13 protein-coding genes are annotated in these 16396 nt (G+C 69.2%); 4 read left to right on the top strand and 9 right to left on the bottom strand.

All coding sequences use genetic code 11. From position 1 onward, the window contains the following. Positions 1–139: 139 nt before the first annotated feature. The 5 genes from mdtD to ACOZHM_RS11875 all read right to left on the bottom strand — a co-directional run bounded on the left by mdtD (position 140) and on the right by ACOZHM_RS11875 (position 4741). A complete protein-coding gene (gene mdtD / locus ACOZHM_RS11895) occupies positions 140–1543 on the bottom strand; it encodes a multidrug transporter subunit MdtD (RefSeq protein WP_421569468.1) in 1404 nt (467 codons plus the stop codon). Positions 1544–1662: 119 nt separating this feature from the next. Then, entirely contained in the window at positions 1663–2736 is a 1074-nt protein-coding gene (gene hemE, locus ACOZHM_RS11890; protein WP_421569466.1) for a uroporphyrinogen decarboxylase, read from the bottom strand. 29 nt (positions 2737–2765) lie between these two features. After that, positions 2766–3017, bottom strand: coding sequence for a WGR domain-containing protein (locus ACOZHM_RS11885; protein ID WP_421569465.1), 252 nt, complete (start codon positions 3015–3017; stop codon positions 2766–2768). A gap of 75 nt (positions 3018–3092) precedes the next feature. Further along, complete coding sequence (aroB, locus tag ACOZHM_RS11880; RefSeq protein ID WP_421569464.1) at positions 3093–4202, bottom strand: 3-dehydroquinate synthase; 1110 nt, start codon at positions 4200–4202, stop codon at positions 3093–3095. Further along, on the bottom strand, positions 4199–4741 hold the full coding sequence (locus tag ACOZHM_RS11875; RefSeq protein WP_421569463.1) for a shikimate kinase: 543 nt from the start codon (positions 4739–4741) through the stop codon (positions 4199–4201). Before ACOZHM_RS11875 ends, aroB begins: the two co-directional genes overlap by 4 nt. Before the next feature lie 95 nt (positions 4742–4836). On the opposite strand from ACOZHM_RS11875, the gene ACOZHM_RS11870 reads away from it, so the two are divergent. Next, positions 4837–5040 (top strand): dodecin family protein, encoded by a 204-nt coding sequence (locus ACOZHM_RS11870; protein ID WP_421569462.1) that lies wholly within the window; start codon positions 4837–4839, stop codon positions 5038–5040. A gap of 19 nt (positions 5041–5059) precedes the next feature. Here ACOZHM_RS11870 and ACOZHM_RS11865 read toward each other — a convergent pair whose 3' ends face one another. Further along, positions 5060–5890, bottom strand: coding sequence for a kinase (locus tag ACOZHM_RS11865; RefSeq protein WP_421569460.1), 831 nt, complete (start codon positions 5888–5890; stop codon positions 5060–5062). On the opposite strand from ACOZHM_RS11865, the gene pdxH reads away from it, so the two are divergent. Then, entirely contained in the window at positions 5842–6531 is a 690-nt protein-coding gene (gene pdxH / locus ACOZHM_RS11860) for a pyridoxamine 5'-phosphate oxidase (RefSeq protein ID WP_421569458.1), read from the top strand. The genes ACOZHM_RS11865 and pdxH overlap by 49 nt on opposite strands. A gap of 56 nt (positions 6532–6587) precedes the next feature. Here the strand turns inward: pdxH and ACOZHM_RS11855 are convergent, their stop codons facing one another. The 3 genes from ACOZHM_RS11855 to prpR form a co-directional block, all read right to left on the bottom strand. Then, entirely contained in the window at positions 6588–9038 is a 2451-nt protein-coding gene (locus tag ACOZHM_RS11855; protein ID WP_421569457.1) for a hypothetical protein, read from the bottom strand. A 546-nt stretch (positions 9039–9584) separates the two neighbouring features. Continuing rightward, on the bottom strand, positions 9585–12149 hold the full coding sequence (locus ACOZHM_RS11850; protein ID WP_421569456.1) for a hypothetical protein: 2565 nt from the start codon (positions 12147–12149) through the stop codon (positions 9585–9587). A 300-nt stretch (positions 12150–12449) separates the two neighbouring features. Further along, positions 12450–14057 carry a propionate catabolism operon regulatory protein PrpR gene (gene prpR / locus ACOZHM_RS11845; protein ID WP_421569455.1) on the bottom strand — a complete coding sequence of 536 codons (1608 nt, stop codon included), beginning with the start codon at positions 14055–14057 and terminating at the stop codon, positions 12450–12452. 157 nt (positions 14058–14214) lie between these two features. Between prpR and prpB the strand changes: the two genes are divergently transcribed. Both prpB and prpC read left to right on the top strand, forming a co-directional pair. After that, a complete protein-coding gene (gene prpB / locus ACOZHM_RS11840; RefSeq protein ID WP_421569454.1) occupies positions 14215–15105 on the top strand; it encodes a methylisocitrate lyase in 891 nt (296 codons plus the stop codon). A gap of 28 nt (positions 15106–15133) precedes the next feature. After that, positions 15134–16291, top strand: coding sequence for a bifunctional 2-methylcitrate synthase/citrate synthase (prpC, locus tag ACOZHM_RS11835; protein ID WP_421569453.1), 1158 nt, complete (start codon positions 15134–15136; stop codon positions 16289–16291). Positions 16292–16396 lie beyond the last annotated feature (105 nt).

Here is a 16396-nt window from a genome sequence, read left to right as displayed (position 1 = left end):
CCCCCCCCCCCCCCCCCCCCCCCCCCCCCCCCCCCCCCCCCCCCCCCGCCCCCCCCGCCCCCCCCCCCCCCCCCCCCCCCCCCCCCCCCCAAACCCCCCCCCCTCTACAACCGTCGCGGAACAACCGGCCTTCGGCCGGTTATTCCGCGACTTCCTCCACCTCGCGCGGGGAGGGGCGGGTGTCGGGGAGCTGCCAGAAGATGACGGTGGACGTCAGGGTGATCGCGCCCACACAGACGAAGGTGGCGTGCAGTGCGGCGGTGGCGCCGTGCAGCGTGTCGAGGTGCTGGAAGGCCGCCAGCAGGCTGCCGGCGGCGGCGGCGCCAAAGCCGGTGGCCAGCATCATCACCATCGAGAGCAGGCTGTTGCCGGAGCTGGCGAAATCGCGGTCGAGGTCGCGCAGGGTCACGGTGTTCATGACGGTGAACTGCAGCGAGTTGACCGCGCCGAACACGGCCAGCTGCAGCACGCGCAGCCACATCGGTTGGCCCGGCACCATGAAGATGAAGCTGGCCATGGTCACCCCCACCAGCACGGTGTTGACCATGAGCACGCGGCGATAACCGAAGCGTTCGACCAGCTTCACCGCGTAGCGTTTGGACAGCATGCCGGCGGCGGCGACCGGGATCATCAGCAGGCCGGCATTCATCGGGCTCATGCCCATGCCGACCTGCAACAGCAGCGGGATGAGCAGCGGCATGGCACTGCTGCCGATGCGCGAGAACAGGTTGCCCAGGATGCCGATGCGGTAGCTGGGCACATGGAACAGGGCCAGCGAGAACAGCGGCGCGGTGGAGTTGGCCGCATGCAGCCAGTAGCCGACCAGGGCGGCCAGCCCGGCCACGGTCATCAGCATCACCAGCGCGTGCGGCGTGGCCATGCCGGAAATGCCGTCCAGCGCCAGCGACAGCACCACCATGCCGAAGGCCAGCATCAGATAGCCGGCGATGTCGAAGCGGGTGCGGTGTTCGGCGTAGTGGTCGGGCATGATCTTCAATGCCGCGATGTAGCCGATGACGCCGATCGGCAGGTTGATCAGGAACACCCAGTGCCACGTGGCGACTTCGACCAGCCAGCCACCCAGGGTCGGGCCGATCAGCGGGCCGACCAGCGCGGGGATCGCGATGAAGCTCATGGCGCGCAGGAACTGTTCGCGGGAGACCGAGCGCATCACCGCCAACCGGCCCACCGGCAGCAGCATCGCGCCGCCCACGCCCTGCAGCACGCGCGCGGCCACCAGCTGGTGCAGGGTCTGCGCCAGCGCGCAGGCGAGCGAGCCGAGCGTGAACAGGATGATGGCGGCCAGGAAGGTGCGGCGCGTACCGAAGCGGTCGGCGATCCAGCCGGAGGCGGGGATGAAGGTTGCTACGGCCAGTGCATAGCTGAACACCACCGACTGCATCTGCAGCGGGCTTTCCCCCAGGCTGCGCGCCATCGCGGGGAGGGCGGTGTTGACGATGGTCGAATCCAGCATCTGCATGAAGATCGCCAGCGATACCAGCCACAACAGGGGCCGGAACGAGGCGTAGCTGGGCGTCGTCATCGTATGCACCTTCATCAACGAGGTGCATATGATCGCCGATGTCAGGTCAGGGTGCGGTCAATACGCGGCAATGAACCGTTCCGGCAAAACGCGGCTGGCGCGGTAACGCGCCAGCGTTGTCAGCGTGCGCTCAACCGGTGCACCGCCTCCACCAGCACCTGCACATGTTCCGGATTCATGTCCGGCGACATGCCGTGGCCGAGGTTGAACACATGCCCCTCGCGCGACCCGCCGTTGCCGCGGGCGTAGCTGTCCAGCACCTGGCCGGCCGCACGTTCAATCGCCTGCGGATTGCCGTACAGCGTGGCCGGGTCCAGGTTGCCCTGCAGCGCGACGCGGCCGCCGGTGCGGGCCACGGCGTCTTCCAGGTCCAGCGTCCAGTCCACGCCCAGCGCATCGGCGCCGGTATCGGCCAGGTCGGCCAGGTGCAGGCCGGTACCCTTGCCGAACAGGATCAGCGGCGTGCGCTGCTCGCCTTCGCCACGCTCAAGCTCGCGGGCGATGCGGGTCAGGTAGCGCAGCGAGAACTCGCGGTACATCGCCGGGCCGAGCACGCCGCCCCAGGTATCGAACACCTGCAGCACCTGCGCGCCGGCCGCGCGCTGTGCGGCGAGATAGGCCACCACCGCATCGGTCACCACCGACAGCAGCTGGTGCAGCGCAGCCGGCTCGTTGAGCGCCATGGCCTTGATGCGGGCGAAGTCCTTGCTGCCGCCGCCTTCGATCATGTAGCAGGCCAGCGTCCAGGGACTGCCGGAGAAGCCGATCAGCGGCACCGAACCGTCCAGTTCGCGACGGATCAGGCGCACGGCGTCCATCACGTAGCGCAGCTCGGTTTCCATGTCCGGCACGGCCAGGCGGGCGATCGCCGCCGTGTCGCGCACCGGGTGGCGGAACTTCGGGCCCTCGCCCTCGACGAAGTACAGCTCCAGCCCCATCGCATCGGGAATGGTCAGGATGTCGGAGAACAGGATCGCGGCGTCCAGGTCGAAGCGGCGCAGCGGCTGCAGGGTGACTTCGCAGGCGATGTCGGGGTTCTTGGCCATGGCCAGGAAGCTGCCGGCCTTGGCGCGGGTGGCGCGGTACTCGGGCAGGTAGCGGCCGGCCTGGCGCATCAGCCAGATGGGGGTGCAGTCCACCGGTTCGCGGCGCAGGGCGCGCAGCAGGCGATCGTGGCGGGAGGGGCTGGTCACGGGATGCTTCCTTGGAATCGGGGGGCGGTTCAGCGCGGTGGCAGGCCGCTGGTGTAGGTGATCTGGTAGCCGCGCTTCAGCTCGGCATCGCGCGCCTTCTCGAACGCGCTGTGCGCTTCTTCAACCTGCAGGAACAGCTCGCGGCGCAGCTTGGAGGCGCCGCCGATGACCCCTGACTCACGCAGCAGCTCCCAGCCACCGAACAGGTCCGGTTGCAGGGTCAGCTGGAGATAGCGGGCCGGATCGGCGCCGCCGGGCAGTTGTTGCAGGAAGACACGCATGCCGGCGATTGTAGCCGCGAACCGGCGTGACGGCCGTGACCACCCCGGTACCTGGCTGCGGCCAACGGTCGCAGGTCAGCCCGCGCCGAGCACGCGCAGGACGTCGGCTTCGTCGACGTCGGCGACTACTTCGGCGCGGCCAATGCCCTGCCACAGCACCAGGCGCAGGCGGCCGGCCACGTTCTTCTTGTCCAGCCGCATCCGCCCCAGCAGGGCCTCGGGGGGCAGCCCGGCGGGAATCTCCACCGGCAGTTCATAGCGCAGCAGCAGGTCGCGCAGGCGGGTGGTGTCGTCGTCGTGGCTCATGCCGAGCTGGGCCGACAGGCGTGCGGCGAGCACCATGCCGACCGCGACCGCTTCGCCATGGTTGAGGTTGTCGTTGCCCGGTGCGCCGTAGCCCTGTTCGGTTTCGATGGCGTGGCCGAAGGTGTGGCCCAGATTCAACAATGCGCGCTCGCCACGCTCGAGCGGATCGCGCGCGACGATCTCGGCCTTGTGCTCGCAGCTGCGCGCGATGGCCTGGGCCAGCGCGGCATCGTCGCCCGCCAGCAGGGCGGCATGCTCGGCCTGCAGCCACTGGAAGAACAGTGGATCGCGAATGGCGCCGTACTTGATCACCTCGGCCAGGCCCGCCCGCAGCTCGCGCGGCGGCAGCGTGCGCAGGGCGGCGGTGTCGGCGATCACCGCGCGCGGCGGGTGGAACGCGCCCACCAGGTTCTTGCCTTCGGGGATGTCAACGGCGGTCTTGCCGCCCACCGACGAGTCGACCATGGCCAGCAGCGAGGTCGGCAACTGCACGCAGTCCACCCCGCGCATCCAGCAGGCGGCGGCGAACCCGGCGAGGTCGCCGGCCACGCCGCCGCCGAGCGCCATGACGCAGGCGTCGCGGGTGGCGCCCAGGGCGGCCAGCGCGGTGATCGCCGCACCGAAGTTGGCCAGGGTCTTGGAGGCCTCGCCGGCGGGCAGGACCAGTTCGCCCACCTGAAGGTCAGGACGCTCGCCGAGCAGCGCCTGCTTCACCCCGGCCAGGTACAGCGGCGCCACCGAGGAATCGCTGAGCAGCAGCACATGGCGGCCGCGCACATGGCGCGCCAGCAGGTCACCGCGGGCAAGCAGGCCCGGGCCGATGTGGATGGTGTAGGGGGTATCGCCGCCGACGGCGACGGTGCGGGGGGCGGGGGTCATGCGGAAGGGTCCAGTCGCTGCCATTGCGCGGCTACCCGCAGCACCAGCTGCGCGGTGGCCTCGGCGGGCGTGTAGAGATCGGTGTCGAGGGTAAGGTCGGCCAGGCCGTGGTAAAGCGGGTCGCGGGCGGCGGCCATCGCGTTCAGCACCGCTTCGCGATCGGGGCGCTGCAGCAGCGGGCGGCCGCGGTCGCGCGCCAGCCGTTCCAGCTGCGCCGGTACGCTGACCCGCAGGTACACCACGAACCCGCGGCGGGCGATGCTCTCGCGGTTGCTGGCGTCCAGTACCGCGCCGCCGCCGGTGGAGACCAGCTGCCCGGTCCCGGCGAGCAGGTCCTGCAGCACCCGGCGTTCATGCTGGCGGAAGCCGGCCTCGCCGGAATGCTCGAAGATGGCCGGGATGGTCGCGCCGGTGGCATCGACGATGGCCTGGTCGGCGTCGACGAAGTCCAGCGTGAAGCGCTCGGCCAGGCGGCGCCCGATGCAGGTTTTGCCGGCGCCCATCGGGCCAATCAGGATCAGATTCGGAGCGGGATTCATTACCCGCGATGCTAACACCTCCGTGTCGGCGTCTTTACGCGCCCGCGCGCACAATCAGGCGGCGCGGAATGTCCCGCGCGTACCCGGAGCATCCCATGTCGGTCGCCAAGATCATCGAGATCAACGCCTCATCCAGCACCAGCGTCGAGGACGCGGTGCGCAGTGGATTGAAGAAGGTGTCCGAAACGGTCAAGGGCATCCAGGGCGCCTGGATCAACGAGACCAAGGTGGTCACCGACGGGGAGGGCAACATCAAGGAATGGCGCGTCAACCTGCGCGTGACCTTCCTGGTCAGCTGAGCACGCGGTGGCGGCCGCCTCAGACGGGCGCCGCCACCACCTGGCGCTGCTCGTCCAGCACGACGATCCGGTCTGCCAGGGTGGGCAGCGTGCGCAGGGCCTGTCGGCTGACCCGTTCGTAGTACTGCACGAACCGCTCCAACTGGGGGCGGCTCATGCTGCTGCGCCCGGGTTGGGCCGCCTGCAGGTGCTGTTCCTGCTGCCAGCGCCAGCGGGGCACCACGCCGAAATCCGGCGGCTGCAGGAACCACAGCCGGTCGCAGCGTTGCCACAGGGCCGGGTAGTGGTCGGCCAGGGCCTGGTTGCACCAGTGGCGCCAGCGGCCATCCGCATCGGCATCGCGCTCCAGGGCATTGAGCGGTAGCGTCAGTTCGTCCTCGGACTGTGCGGGGGTGCCGAGGAACCAGCCCTCGAACACCAGCAGGTCCAGCCCGTCGGTCAACGGCGGCCACTCCGCCGGGGGCACGCGTTCGTCGGCCAGCTTGTCGAAGCGGGGCAAGTCCACCGGCTGGCGCGCCGCGATCGCGTCCAGGGTCGCATGGGCGAGCGGCAGGTCATGGGTGCCCGGTGGGCCACGGGTGAGCAGCAGCGGATGCACCTGGCGTGCCAGACGCTGGCGTTCGGCGCGGGTCAGGTAGAAGTCGTCGATGGACAGCGCGGCCGCGCGCAGACCGCGTTGCCGGGCCAGCGCAACGACCTGGGCGGCCAGCGTCGATTTGCCGCTCCCCTGCAGGCCACTGATGGCCAATACTGGCACGCTGCCCGGCGTGGCGAGCGCATCGTCCAGCGCCTGCGCGACCAGTGCATCGGGGAATCCTTTCATGCGGGGCATGTACGCAGCAGCAGACATGCGGTGACAATAAACCCAAATCGAGCAGCAAGAAACCAACCATGACCGATCTCTACGCCGCAGCGCTGTCGACCTTTGCCGCCCTGTACGAAGAAGCCAAGGGCAGTGCCGAACTCGAACCCAACGCGATGACCGTGGCCACCGCCGACAGCAGTGGGCGTCCCTCGGCACGCACGGTACTGCTCAAGGCCTTCGACGAACGCGGGTTCGTGTTCTACACCCACCTGGACAGCCACAAGGGCCGCGAGTTGCAGGCCAACCCGCACGCGGCGCTGCTGTTCCTGTGGCGCAGCCTGCGCGAAGCGGGCATCCAGGTGCGGATCGAGGGCGGTGTGGAGCGTGTCAGCGACAGCGAGGCCGATGCCTACTTCGCCTCGCGCCCACGCATGAGCCAGATCGGCGCGTGGGCGTCGCTGCAGTCGCGCACCCTGGCCTCGCGCGAGGAATTCGATGCGCGCGTGGCCATGGCCGAATCCAGTTTTGCCGGCCGCGATGTGCCGCGACCGGAAGGCTGGAGTGGGCTGCGCGTGGTGCCGCGTCGCATCGAGTTCTGGTACGGCGCGCAGTTCCGGCTGCACGAGCGCTGGTGCTACGAAGTCGATGCCGATGGGCAGTGGAGCAAGCGCCTGCTGTTCCCCTGAACAACGCGGCGCGAGTTGCGCGCCCCGCTGGCCGGGGCGCGCCGTCTGGCCGGGCCTCAGCCGCGCGCGGCGGCAGGCAATGCCAGCGCAGCCAGCAGCGGCGACGCCGCCTTGTGCTGGGCGGTACCCGTGCCCAATGCCTCGAACAGCTCGAACAGGCGCGCGTTTCGTGCGTCAACGTCGCCTGCCTGGCCGACCGCGTCGAGCGCATCCGGCCCGACGTCGCCCCGCTGCAGCCAATAGCGTGCCTCGCGCGCGGCAACGGAATCGGGCCGCGCCAGCGACCGGCTCAGGCGCTCCAGGTCCGCGCCATGCGATTGCAGCAGCACCGCCCAGGTGTCGGCATTGCTGCGCACCTTCGTGCACAGCGACTGGTAGCGCAGCAGCGTGCCGGTCAGGGTGTTTTCGCACAGCCGCTCGGCACGGGTGTGCTGCCCGGTCCGGCGGTGGCTGACGCCGAGCGTCGGGCTCATGGCCGGGAACAGCGGCAGGGGCACCTTCGCGCCGAAGGCGCGCGTGGTGCCGGTCGAAAGCCGCACCGCCTGCAGGTGGAGGCCGTGCGCCGCCGCGGGGAAGGCCGCGTCACGCTGGAAGTCGGGCCGGAACAGACGCACCAGGCAGTGCGCGTTCGCGGTGGCCGCGAGCGCCGGCGACACGGTGGACAGCACGTCCTCGACCTGCTGTGCCGGCAACGCTTCCCAGGCCTGCGGCCAGTGCCGCCGCACGTCGGCCAGGATCGCATCGACGGAGGCAGTCGCGTCCAGGCGCAGGCTCACTTCCACGTAGGTACCGGCGCGGAGTGGATCGGGATCCTCGCGCACGTGCCGCGCCACCGACACGCTGGCGGCCGCGCCCACCGACATCGCCGCCGCGGACAGCGCCAGCGTGCCGCGCTGGGTGGTGACCCGTTGGGTCATCTCGCGGAAGCCGTGGGTGGCCAGGTGAACCCTGCGACGGTCATGCGGAAGCTGCGTGTCGTGGATGCGGTTGCCCAGCGTGGCCACCTCCTCCTGCAGGGCGCTCCAGCGGGCGAGGTGGGGGGCGTGCTCCTGCGGCGGGCGCGGCGCCGCCTGCAGCCAGGCCAGCGTATCGAGCATGCGGATCATCACCGGTTCGCACGCAGGCGCGGCGCCGCCCCAGTCGCGGCACAGCGAGGCGAGTACCGGCGTGGCCTGCTCCGGTGTGGTCAGGTTGTGAGTAACCAGGGCTTCAAGGTGGTCGAACTCGCTGCGCAGCTGCTCGACGGCGGCCAGGCGGGCGGCACTATCCGCTTCGCCACCTGCGGCAGCGCGCAGCGCGCGCACCTGCTGCAGGGTCGGTGAGCGCAGGCGCGGATCGTCAAGCAGCGGTGCGATGCGGTGTTCCAGCGCGGCGCGGATCTCCGCGCGGCCAGTGGGTGCAGCACCCGCATCGTCCCGCTCGGTCAGGCGGGCAGGAAGCGCGGCGACGAACGTAGCGCGGGTCAGCGCGGCCGACAGCGTGAGTCGGCCGACGCCCACTGCGGCGTTCGCCGCCAGCGAACCGCCGACGGTGGTGACCGCCGCCTGGATCGGCGTCCCGGCGCGTGCGGTGAACGACAGCGGTGCCACGCCGCCGTTGCTGTCCGGCAGCATCTGCAGCATCTGCAGCCGCGGCTGCCACGCCAGTGCCCGGCTGGCGCGCTCTGCGTAGCGGTCGCGGCGCGGACCGAACAGGTGGCCCACCGCGCGCTTGAGCCGGTTCCCGCCCAGTTGGCGTGCCACCGAGGCATGCGCCAGCGCCAGCACGTGGGTGCGCATCGATGACGCGATGTCGGCATGGCCGTGGCTGTAGTAGCCGGACGCCTCGGCGCCCACCCCGATGCCGGGCGCGACACCGGCCTGAAGGGTGGCGTCGCCACGGACGGTGCGCGCGCGCAGGGTGGCCACGGTGAGGTCTTCCCCGGTGGCGACGCTGGTCTCCGTGCCCACCCCAGCCGCGACCTCCACGGCCAACGCGGCAGGAAGGCCGAACGTTGCGCCGACGCTGGCGCGGGTGTCGGTGGCGGTCTGCGAGCCGGGCAGCGCATTGGCCAACTGCCTGCGGCCATGGCGGGCGATCTGCGCCTGCAGCAGCAGCTCGGCTTCTGCCGCGCGGGCCACGTCGCGCAGGGCGGCGCGCAGGATCTGCTGCCGCGGCAGCCCTTCTGCAGCCGGCAATGCCTTCAATGCACGCAGCAGGGCGACAAGCCCCGGCCGTGTCAGCGTGTCGGCGCGGGACGCGTCGAGGGTGCGGACGGCCTGCCGGAAGCCGCACTGCTCCAGCGGCATCAGCGTGTCCAGCAGCGCATGGAGCTGTGCTGCGAGCATGTCGATGGCCGTGTCCGGGTCGGCCGTCGGGGCGCTTGCCGACGGCATGTTGGCGGCCGCCTGGACGAGCTGCGGGCCGACGCGGGGCGTGTCCAGGCGCAGCGAAGGAGCAGCCGGCTGCCCCGGCATGGGGGCGGTGGTGTTGCACACCCGATGCAGTGGAATCGACCTTTCAGCCACCTGCGTTCGGGAGCGACGATGACGGTCAGCAGCGCGGCCAAGGCGCGAAGCAGAGGTCTGTGGGAGCGGACGAACGTGTGGGCGCAGGTGCATGGTGTTCTCGTGTGGGGGAGGAGGACGCATACCGGGGGAGGCCAGCGGTTCCCGGTGCCTGCTGAAACCTACGCAGCGCTTCGCTGTAATGAAATTTCATTGAAGCCGGAAAATTCATTCACGGTTTCGAAGACTGAACCGTGCATTGGCTGCGCCACTGGTTTCAATTGATGTGAGTGATCGAGATCGACGCAGCAAGGGCCATCGGAGTCGATGGATGCCGCGCGACGATATGCACGAAACGCAGGGCAGCGTCACGTGCGTGGGTCCTTGTGGGCGAGCACTCAGTGGCGAAGTGGCCGTGTGGCCACTTCGCACCGGCACCCTCGCAGTGCCGGCTGTTGATGAACGCGTTGATGGAACAGCACGTCCGCGTACGCTGCACATCCGTCGCCGCGCTACGTCGGATTCAGCCTTGAATACGTCTGATCAGCGGCACGTTGGACCGTTGGCTCAGCGCTTCACCGACAGGAGCAACGGCCCGATCAGTGGGGACATCGCCTTCTGCCTGGCCGTGATCGCGCCCACCGCCTCGAACAGCGCATGCAGTTGTGCGCGTCGGACGCCGCCGTCCGTGGCGTGCTTGAACGCGTCCAGCACGCGGGTATCGGGACGGTCGCGTCGAGACGCAGCCGCGCCGGTGGTGGTCGCAGGCTCCCGCTGCAGCCAATAGCGAGCTTCCTGTGCTGGCACTGAGCAGGGGTCGACCAATGCGGCTGCCAGCCTGTCCAGATCGGATCCGTGCGACGCGAGCAGCGCAGCCCACGTCTGTTCTGGTCGCTGGTGGGCCGAACGCAGCGACATATAGCGCAGCAATGCACTGGTCAGGGTGCTTTCACCAAGGCGGTCCTGACGGGTGTGCTGCGTCGTCCGGGTGTGCTCGACGGTCAGCGTCGGCGCGATCGCGGGTAGAACGGGTATGGCCACCGTACCTCCCAGGGTCTGCGTGGTGCGGGTCACCAGGCGTACCGCGTGGAGGTGGCTGCCGCATGCGGCAGCCGGGAAGTCCGGATCGGACTGGAAGGCGGGACGGAAGAAGCGCAGCACGTACTGCGTGGCAAGGGTAAGGCCTATGTCGACGCCGAGCGGGTGGATCAATGCCTGCACCTCGCGCAGCGGCAGGCTTCCCCATTCGGGCAACTGTTGCTCGACCTCGGCCAGGATCGTGCCCAGCGCCGGGCTGAGTTGCGCCGAGAACGTCAACTCAAGGTACGTGCCCGCGCGCAGTGGATCGGGGTCCTGGCGCTTGTGGCGGGCGAGGGACACTTCCCCCGTGGCGGAGAGCAGCGGGATCGACACCGACAGCGAGAGCGCACCGCGGGAGGTCGCGATGCGCTGGATCTGTTTGCGGAAGGCGTGCGTAGCCCGGTATACCCGCCTGCGGTCGTGGGGCATAGGGGTGTCGTGGATGCATCGGGCGTCTGCCTGGATAGCACGTCGCAGGCGCGCCCGGTCGGCCGGCGTGGACGTAGTTCCGACGTCAGGTATTGCCTGGAGCCACGCCAGGGTGTCGAGCATGGCAATCATCACCGGCTCTCGGGCGCCCGTGGCGGCACCCCAGTCGCGCGCCAGCGATGCCAGGGGGGCGCTGGCCTGGGCCGGTGCACGCAGCGACAGCTCCGCCAGTGCCTGGAGATGATCGAACGCGGCACGTACGTGCGCTATGGCATCGAGTCGCCGGGCCAGCTCGTCTTGTCCATCCTGCGCTTCCCTGACCTGTCGTACCGCCTGCAGGGCGGGTGAATGGGGTGGCGCGCGCTCCAGAAGATCGGCCATGCGGGTTTCCAGCGCGTGGCGGACCGCCGGGTCCTGGGTAGCGGGCAGGCCAGCGGCGTCCAGTTCGGTAAGCCGGGTGGGCAGGTAGGACCGCAGTTTGGTACGGCTTATCGCGCCGGTAGGGCTTGCCTGCGCGCCCCAACAGCCGGCGCTGGCAGACGCATCACCGGCGTAGGTGGTCATCCTGGCGGAGAGCAGCAGCGCACGCCGGCTGGCCTGCAGCGGCGCTGTCGGCGCATTGGAATGGAGCAGGAAGGGAAGCCTGGACTGCCAGGCTATGGCGCGGCTGCTGCGTTCGTCATAGCGGTCTCGTCGCCGCTCCATCAGCTGCTTGACAGCGCGCTGCAAGCCCCGGCCTCCCAGTCGTCGTTCGACAGACGCGTGTGCCAGGCGGAGCACATGTGCGCGCATCGACAGCGAAATAGCGACATTGCTATAGGTCGGGCAGCCGCTCAGCGTGCCGGTCAGCCCCACAGCGGGCGCGATGATGGCGCGCGCGATCCCGTCGCCCACGACGGTGGTACTGCGCAGCGTGGCCACGGTCATGTCGTCGAAGGTGGCGGTGCTGGTTTCGTAGCGACCCCCGGTGCTGCCGCCGGCATCGAGGGCACCCGGCAGCCCTGCAAGCACGCCGAGCATGCCGGTGGTGCCTGCACCGTGCTGCGAACCGGGCAGGGCATACGCACCTTCCCGCCGGGTATGGCGTGCAATCTGTTCGTGCAGCATGGCCTCCGCACGGGCGGCACGGGTCAGGTCGTACAGTGCACCGCGCAGCATCAGTTGCGGCTCGGGGACGCGGCTATCGTCAGGCAGCTGCCGGATCGCGCGCAGCAGCGTGACGGCCTGCTTGCTGGTCATCGGCTGCTGCAGGTTCGCGACCCACGCGGAAATGGCCTCGACGAAGGGCTCAGGCGCGCTTGGCAGGCATCGCGCCAGCAGCTGGAGAATCTGTTCACTCAAGATGTCGAGCGCATCGGCGGCGGGTCCCGCCTTGCGATGCGCGTCTTCGTGGTCCTGGTCCGTGCTGGCGGCTGGCGTTGAGATCGGCGAGAGCGTGCTCTTCGCGAGCGTGCTCTCGCAGAGCGTGCTCTTCCCCGGCAATGTGGGGCTGTTGAAATTGCTGATCCTGATGAGCCGGACCGACTCGTGCGGGCGGTTGGGCGACGTGCGACGAACGCAGGGACGCAACACCCCGCGCGCACCGATCATCGTGGGAATGCACTTGGCGAAGGCTGAGAGCATCGTGAGTCCTGGTCTTGGTTGGCGATCATTGCTGGCCTGATCTGGCCAGTCCTATCGGAAACCTAGCGAGGCAGCCTTGCCTGGACCGTCCGCGATGGAAACGCGGTTTACCGCGTGTTTCCCTTGATGAACCTCCCGGGCATTCGCTTCGCTGCCAGAGGCGCGATCCGGGCCCCTACGATGAACAGCGTGGCTGGATCGAAACGTCGACTCCACAGTCAGAGTGGGCTTGACGCAGTGTCGTTTGAGGCCAGGATTGCGAATCTTCCCGCAATCGTCCGCAGGGAGCGTCGTCCAGCATCACGGAGACGTGCGCAGCCAGCGCCATAGCGTGGTGCGCGATACGCCCAGACGTGTGGCAAGCTGCTCGCGGTTGCCATTGTGTTCGGCCAGCCACTGCCGCAGCGTTGCCGGTGCGGGCCTGGCGGTGACGACGGGGGGATCTGCCGCAGGCACTGCGATGTATTCCGCAGGCTGCGCCTGATCCAGCTCCGGAAGCCAACCCTGCAACTGGGCCAGCCCCAACGTGCCGGCATCGGCAGGCCAATGGATGCGCAGCCGGTCCACCATATTGCGCAGCTCGCGCACGTTGCCCGGCCACGCATAGCCACACAGGCGCTGGGTGGCCGCCGCATCCAGCGGCGACGGCCGTTGGCCGAGCTGCTGGAAATAGTGGGTGAGCAGCTGCGGCACATCCTGCTGACGCGCCTGCAGGGTCGGCAGTGCAATGCGCAGTGCCGCCAGGCGGTAATACAGGTCGCGCCGGAACCGCTGCGACTCCACCAGCGATTCCAGCGTCTGCAGGGTGGCGGCCACCACGCGCACGTCCACCGCAGTGGGCTCGGTCGCGCCGACGCGGAGCACTTCGCGTTCCTCCAGCACCCGCAACAGGCGGGTCTGCAGCGGCAACGGCAGCTCGCCGATCTCGTCCAGGAACAGCGTGCCGCCATCGGCGGCCTCGACCAGGCCGACCCGGCCGCCGCGGCGCGCACCGGTGAACGCGCCTTCGGTGTAGCCGAACAGCTCCGCCTCCAGCAGCGACTCGCTGATGGCCCCGCAGTTGAGCGCGACAAAGCGTCCCGCGCGGCCGCTGGCGGCATGCAGCCCCCGCGCGACCAGCTCCTTGCCGGTGCCCGTCGCGCCGGTGACCAGCACGGTGCTGTCATGCGGCGCATAGAGCGCGATGCGTTCGCGCACCTGCTGCATGAGTGGGCTGTCGCCGAGCAGGGCGCGGTCGACCTCATGGCGGCGGGCCGGCGGGCGACGGCGAGGCGACGGCACACCGGAGCGCGCCAGGGTCTGGGTCAGCTCCAGCGCGTGTTCGAAGGCCTGGCGCACAGACTCGGCCGAATACAGCAGCACCCCGGGCAGGCCGACCTGCTCGGCGTGGTCGATCGCCATGCCGGTGCCGACGATCACCTGGATGCCATTGGCGCGCATGTCGGCGATGCAGTCGCGGGCGTCTTCGCGGGTGACGAAGCGGCGGTGCTCGATGTCCAGCCCGAAGCTGTGCTGGAAGCTGCCGAAGGTGGGCACGTCAGTGGCATGGGTGACCAGCCCGATCCGCGGCGCGATCCGCCGTGCACGGGCCAGCGCTTCCATCAGGTCGAAGCCATTGGCCTGGATCGGCACCAGCGGTACCTCGAGACGGCTGCGCAGATACGCCGCGTTCGAGCCGCCGGCGATCACCACATCGCAATGCTCGCGGCGCAGCCGCTGGCCGATCACATCCACCGCCTCCTCGAAGCCGAGGTTGATCGGCACGATCCGGGCGCGGCGGTCGAACTCGGGGATCACATCGCCGAGCAGGCCGGTCAGCCGGGACACGCTGACGGTCCAGATCACCGGCAGGTGGCCCGGGTCCGGGTCGGGCAGGCGGGGGCGGGAGCGGGGCAGGACGATCGACATGGCCGTGTTTCATTGTTTCGGTTTCATCCATGTTACATGTGTTTCATTGAGGCGGCATGAAACGTCCCTGCCACGCCGGTGTCGTAATGAATTCAGATAGTTGCGACTTGGCACGGCCCTTGCGCCTGTCCTCCCGTCACTCACGATGGAATGTCCCATGAGCTCCTCCGTTTCCTCCGCCGGCGGCCGCTTCCGCGCCGCGCTGGCCGCCGAATCGCCCCTGCAGGTGATCGGCGCGATCAACGCCAACCACGCCCTGCTGGCCAAGCGCGCCGGCTACCGGGCCATCTACCTGTCCGGCGGCGGCGTCGCGGCCGGCTCGCTGGGCCTGCCGGACCTGGGCATCAACACCCTGGAAGACGTCCTGATCGATGTGCGCCGCATCACTGATGTGTGCGACCTGCCGCTGATGGTGGACATCGACACCGGCTTCGGCCCCAGCGCGTTCAACATCGCGCGCACCGTGAAGTCGCTGATCAAGGCCGGCGCCGCCGCCTGCCACATCGAGGACCAGGTCGGTGCCAAGCGCTGTGGCCACCGCCCGGGCAAGGAAATCGTCACCCAGGGCGAGATGGTGGATCGCGTCAAGGCCGCCGCCGACGCCAAGACCGACCCCGACTTCTTCCTGATCGCGCGTACCGACGCCATCCAGGTGGATGGCGTGGACGCCGCCATCGAGCGCGCCATCGCCTGCGTCGAGGCCGGTGCCGATGGCATCTTCGCCGAGGCCGCCTATGACCTGGGCACCTACCGCCGCTTCGTGGACGCCGTGAAGGTGCCGGTGCTGGCCAACATCACCGAGTTCGGCGCCACCCCGCTGTTCAGCCGCGACGAACTGGCCTCGGCCGGCGTGGCCATCCAGCTGTTCCCGCTGTCCGCGTTCCGCGCCGCCAACAAGGCGGCCGAGAACGTGTATGAGACCATTCGTCGCGACGGCCACCAGAAGAACGTGGTGGACAGCATGCAGACGCGCGAGGAACTGTACGACCGTATCGGCTACCACGCCTTCGAGCAGCAGCTCGACGCGCTGTTCGCCGCCAAGAAGTAATTTCGCACCACTGTTTTCTGGAGGGATCATGAGCGAAGCAACCACCGCCCCCGGCTTCAAGCCGAAGAAGTCCGTCGCCCTGTCGGGCACCGCTGCGGGCAATACCGCGCTGTGCACGGTTGGCCGCAGCGGCAACGACCTGCACTACCGCGGCTACGACATCCTGGACCTGGCCAACACCAGCGAGTTCGAGGAAATCGCGCACCTGCTGGTGCACGGCAAGCTGCCCACCCGCGCCGAGCTGGTCGCCTACAAGGCCAAACTGAAGTCGCTGCGGGGCATTCCGGCCGCGGTCAAGGCGGCGCTGGAAGAGCTGCCGCCGTCGGCACACCCGATGGACGTGATGCGCACCGGTGTGTCCGTGCTCGGCTGCGTGTCGCCGGAGAAGGACGACCACAACCACCCGGGCGCGCGTGACATCGCCGACAAGCTGATGGCCTGCCTGGGCTCGATGCTGCTGTACTGGTACCACTGGAGCCACAACGGCCGCGCCATCGACGTGGAGACCGACGACGATTCGATCGGCGGCCACTTCCTGCACATGCTGCACGGCGAGAAGCCGCAGGATTCGTGGGTGAAGGCGATGCACACCTCGCTGATCCTGTACGCCGAACACGAGTTCAACGCCTCCACCTTCGCCTGCCGCGTCATCGCCGGCACCGGCAGCGACATGTACAGCTGCATCACCGGTGGCATCGGCGCGCTGCGTGGCCCCAAGCACGGCGGCGCCAATGAAGTGGCGTTCGAAGTGCAGAAGCGCTACGACAGCCCGGACGACGCCGAGGCCGACATCAAGGCCCGTGTGGAGCGCAAGGAAGTGGTGATCGGCTTCGGTCATCCCGTGTACACCGTCAGCGATCCGCGCAACAACGTGATCAAGGACGTGGCGCGCGAGCTGTCCAGCGAGCAGCAGAACCTGAAGATGTTCGACATCGCCGAGCGCCTGGAGACGGTGATGTGGGACATCAAGAAGATGTTCCCGAACCTGGACTGGTTCAGCGCGGTCAGCTACCACATGATGGGCGTGCCGACGGCGATGTTCACCCCGCTGTTCGTGATCGCGCGTACCTCCGGCTGGAGCGCGCACATCATCGAGCAGCGCATCGACGGCAAGATCATCCGCCCCAGCGCCAACTACACCGGCCCGGAAGACCAGGTCTTCGTGCCGATCGACCAGCGCCGATAAACAGGAGTGGGGGGCCCCCCGCGCCCGGCCCCCCCCGGGAGGACCCCCCCAGCCGGGCGGGGGGAGAACCACCCCCCCCCCCCCCCCAACCCACAACCCCCCCCC

The sequence above is a fragment of the Stenotrophomonas sp. PD6 genome (assembly GCF_049199305.1).
In the GTDB taxonomy this organism is placed as follows: Bacteria; Pseudomonadota; Gammaproteobacteria; order Xanthomonadales; family Xanthomonadaceae; genus Stenotrophomonas.
Note: the sequence above shows the minus strand (reverse complement) of the source record. Positions and strands in the feature narration are given on the sequence as shown.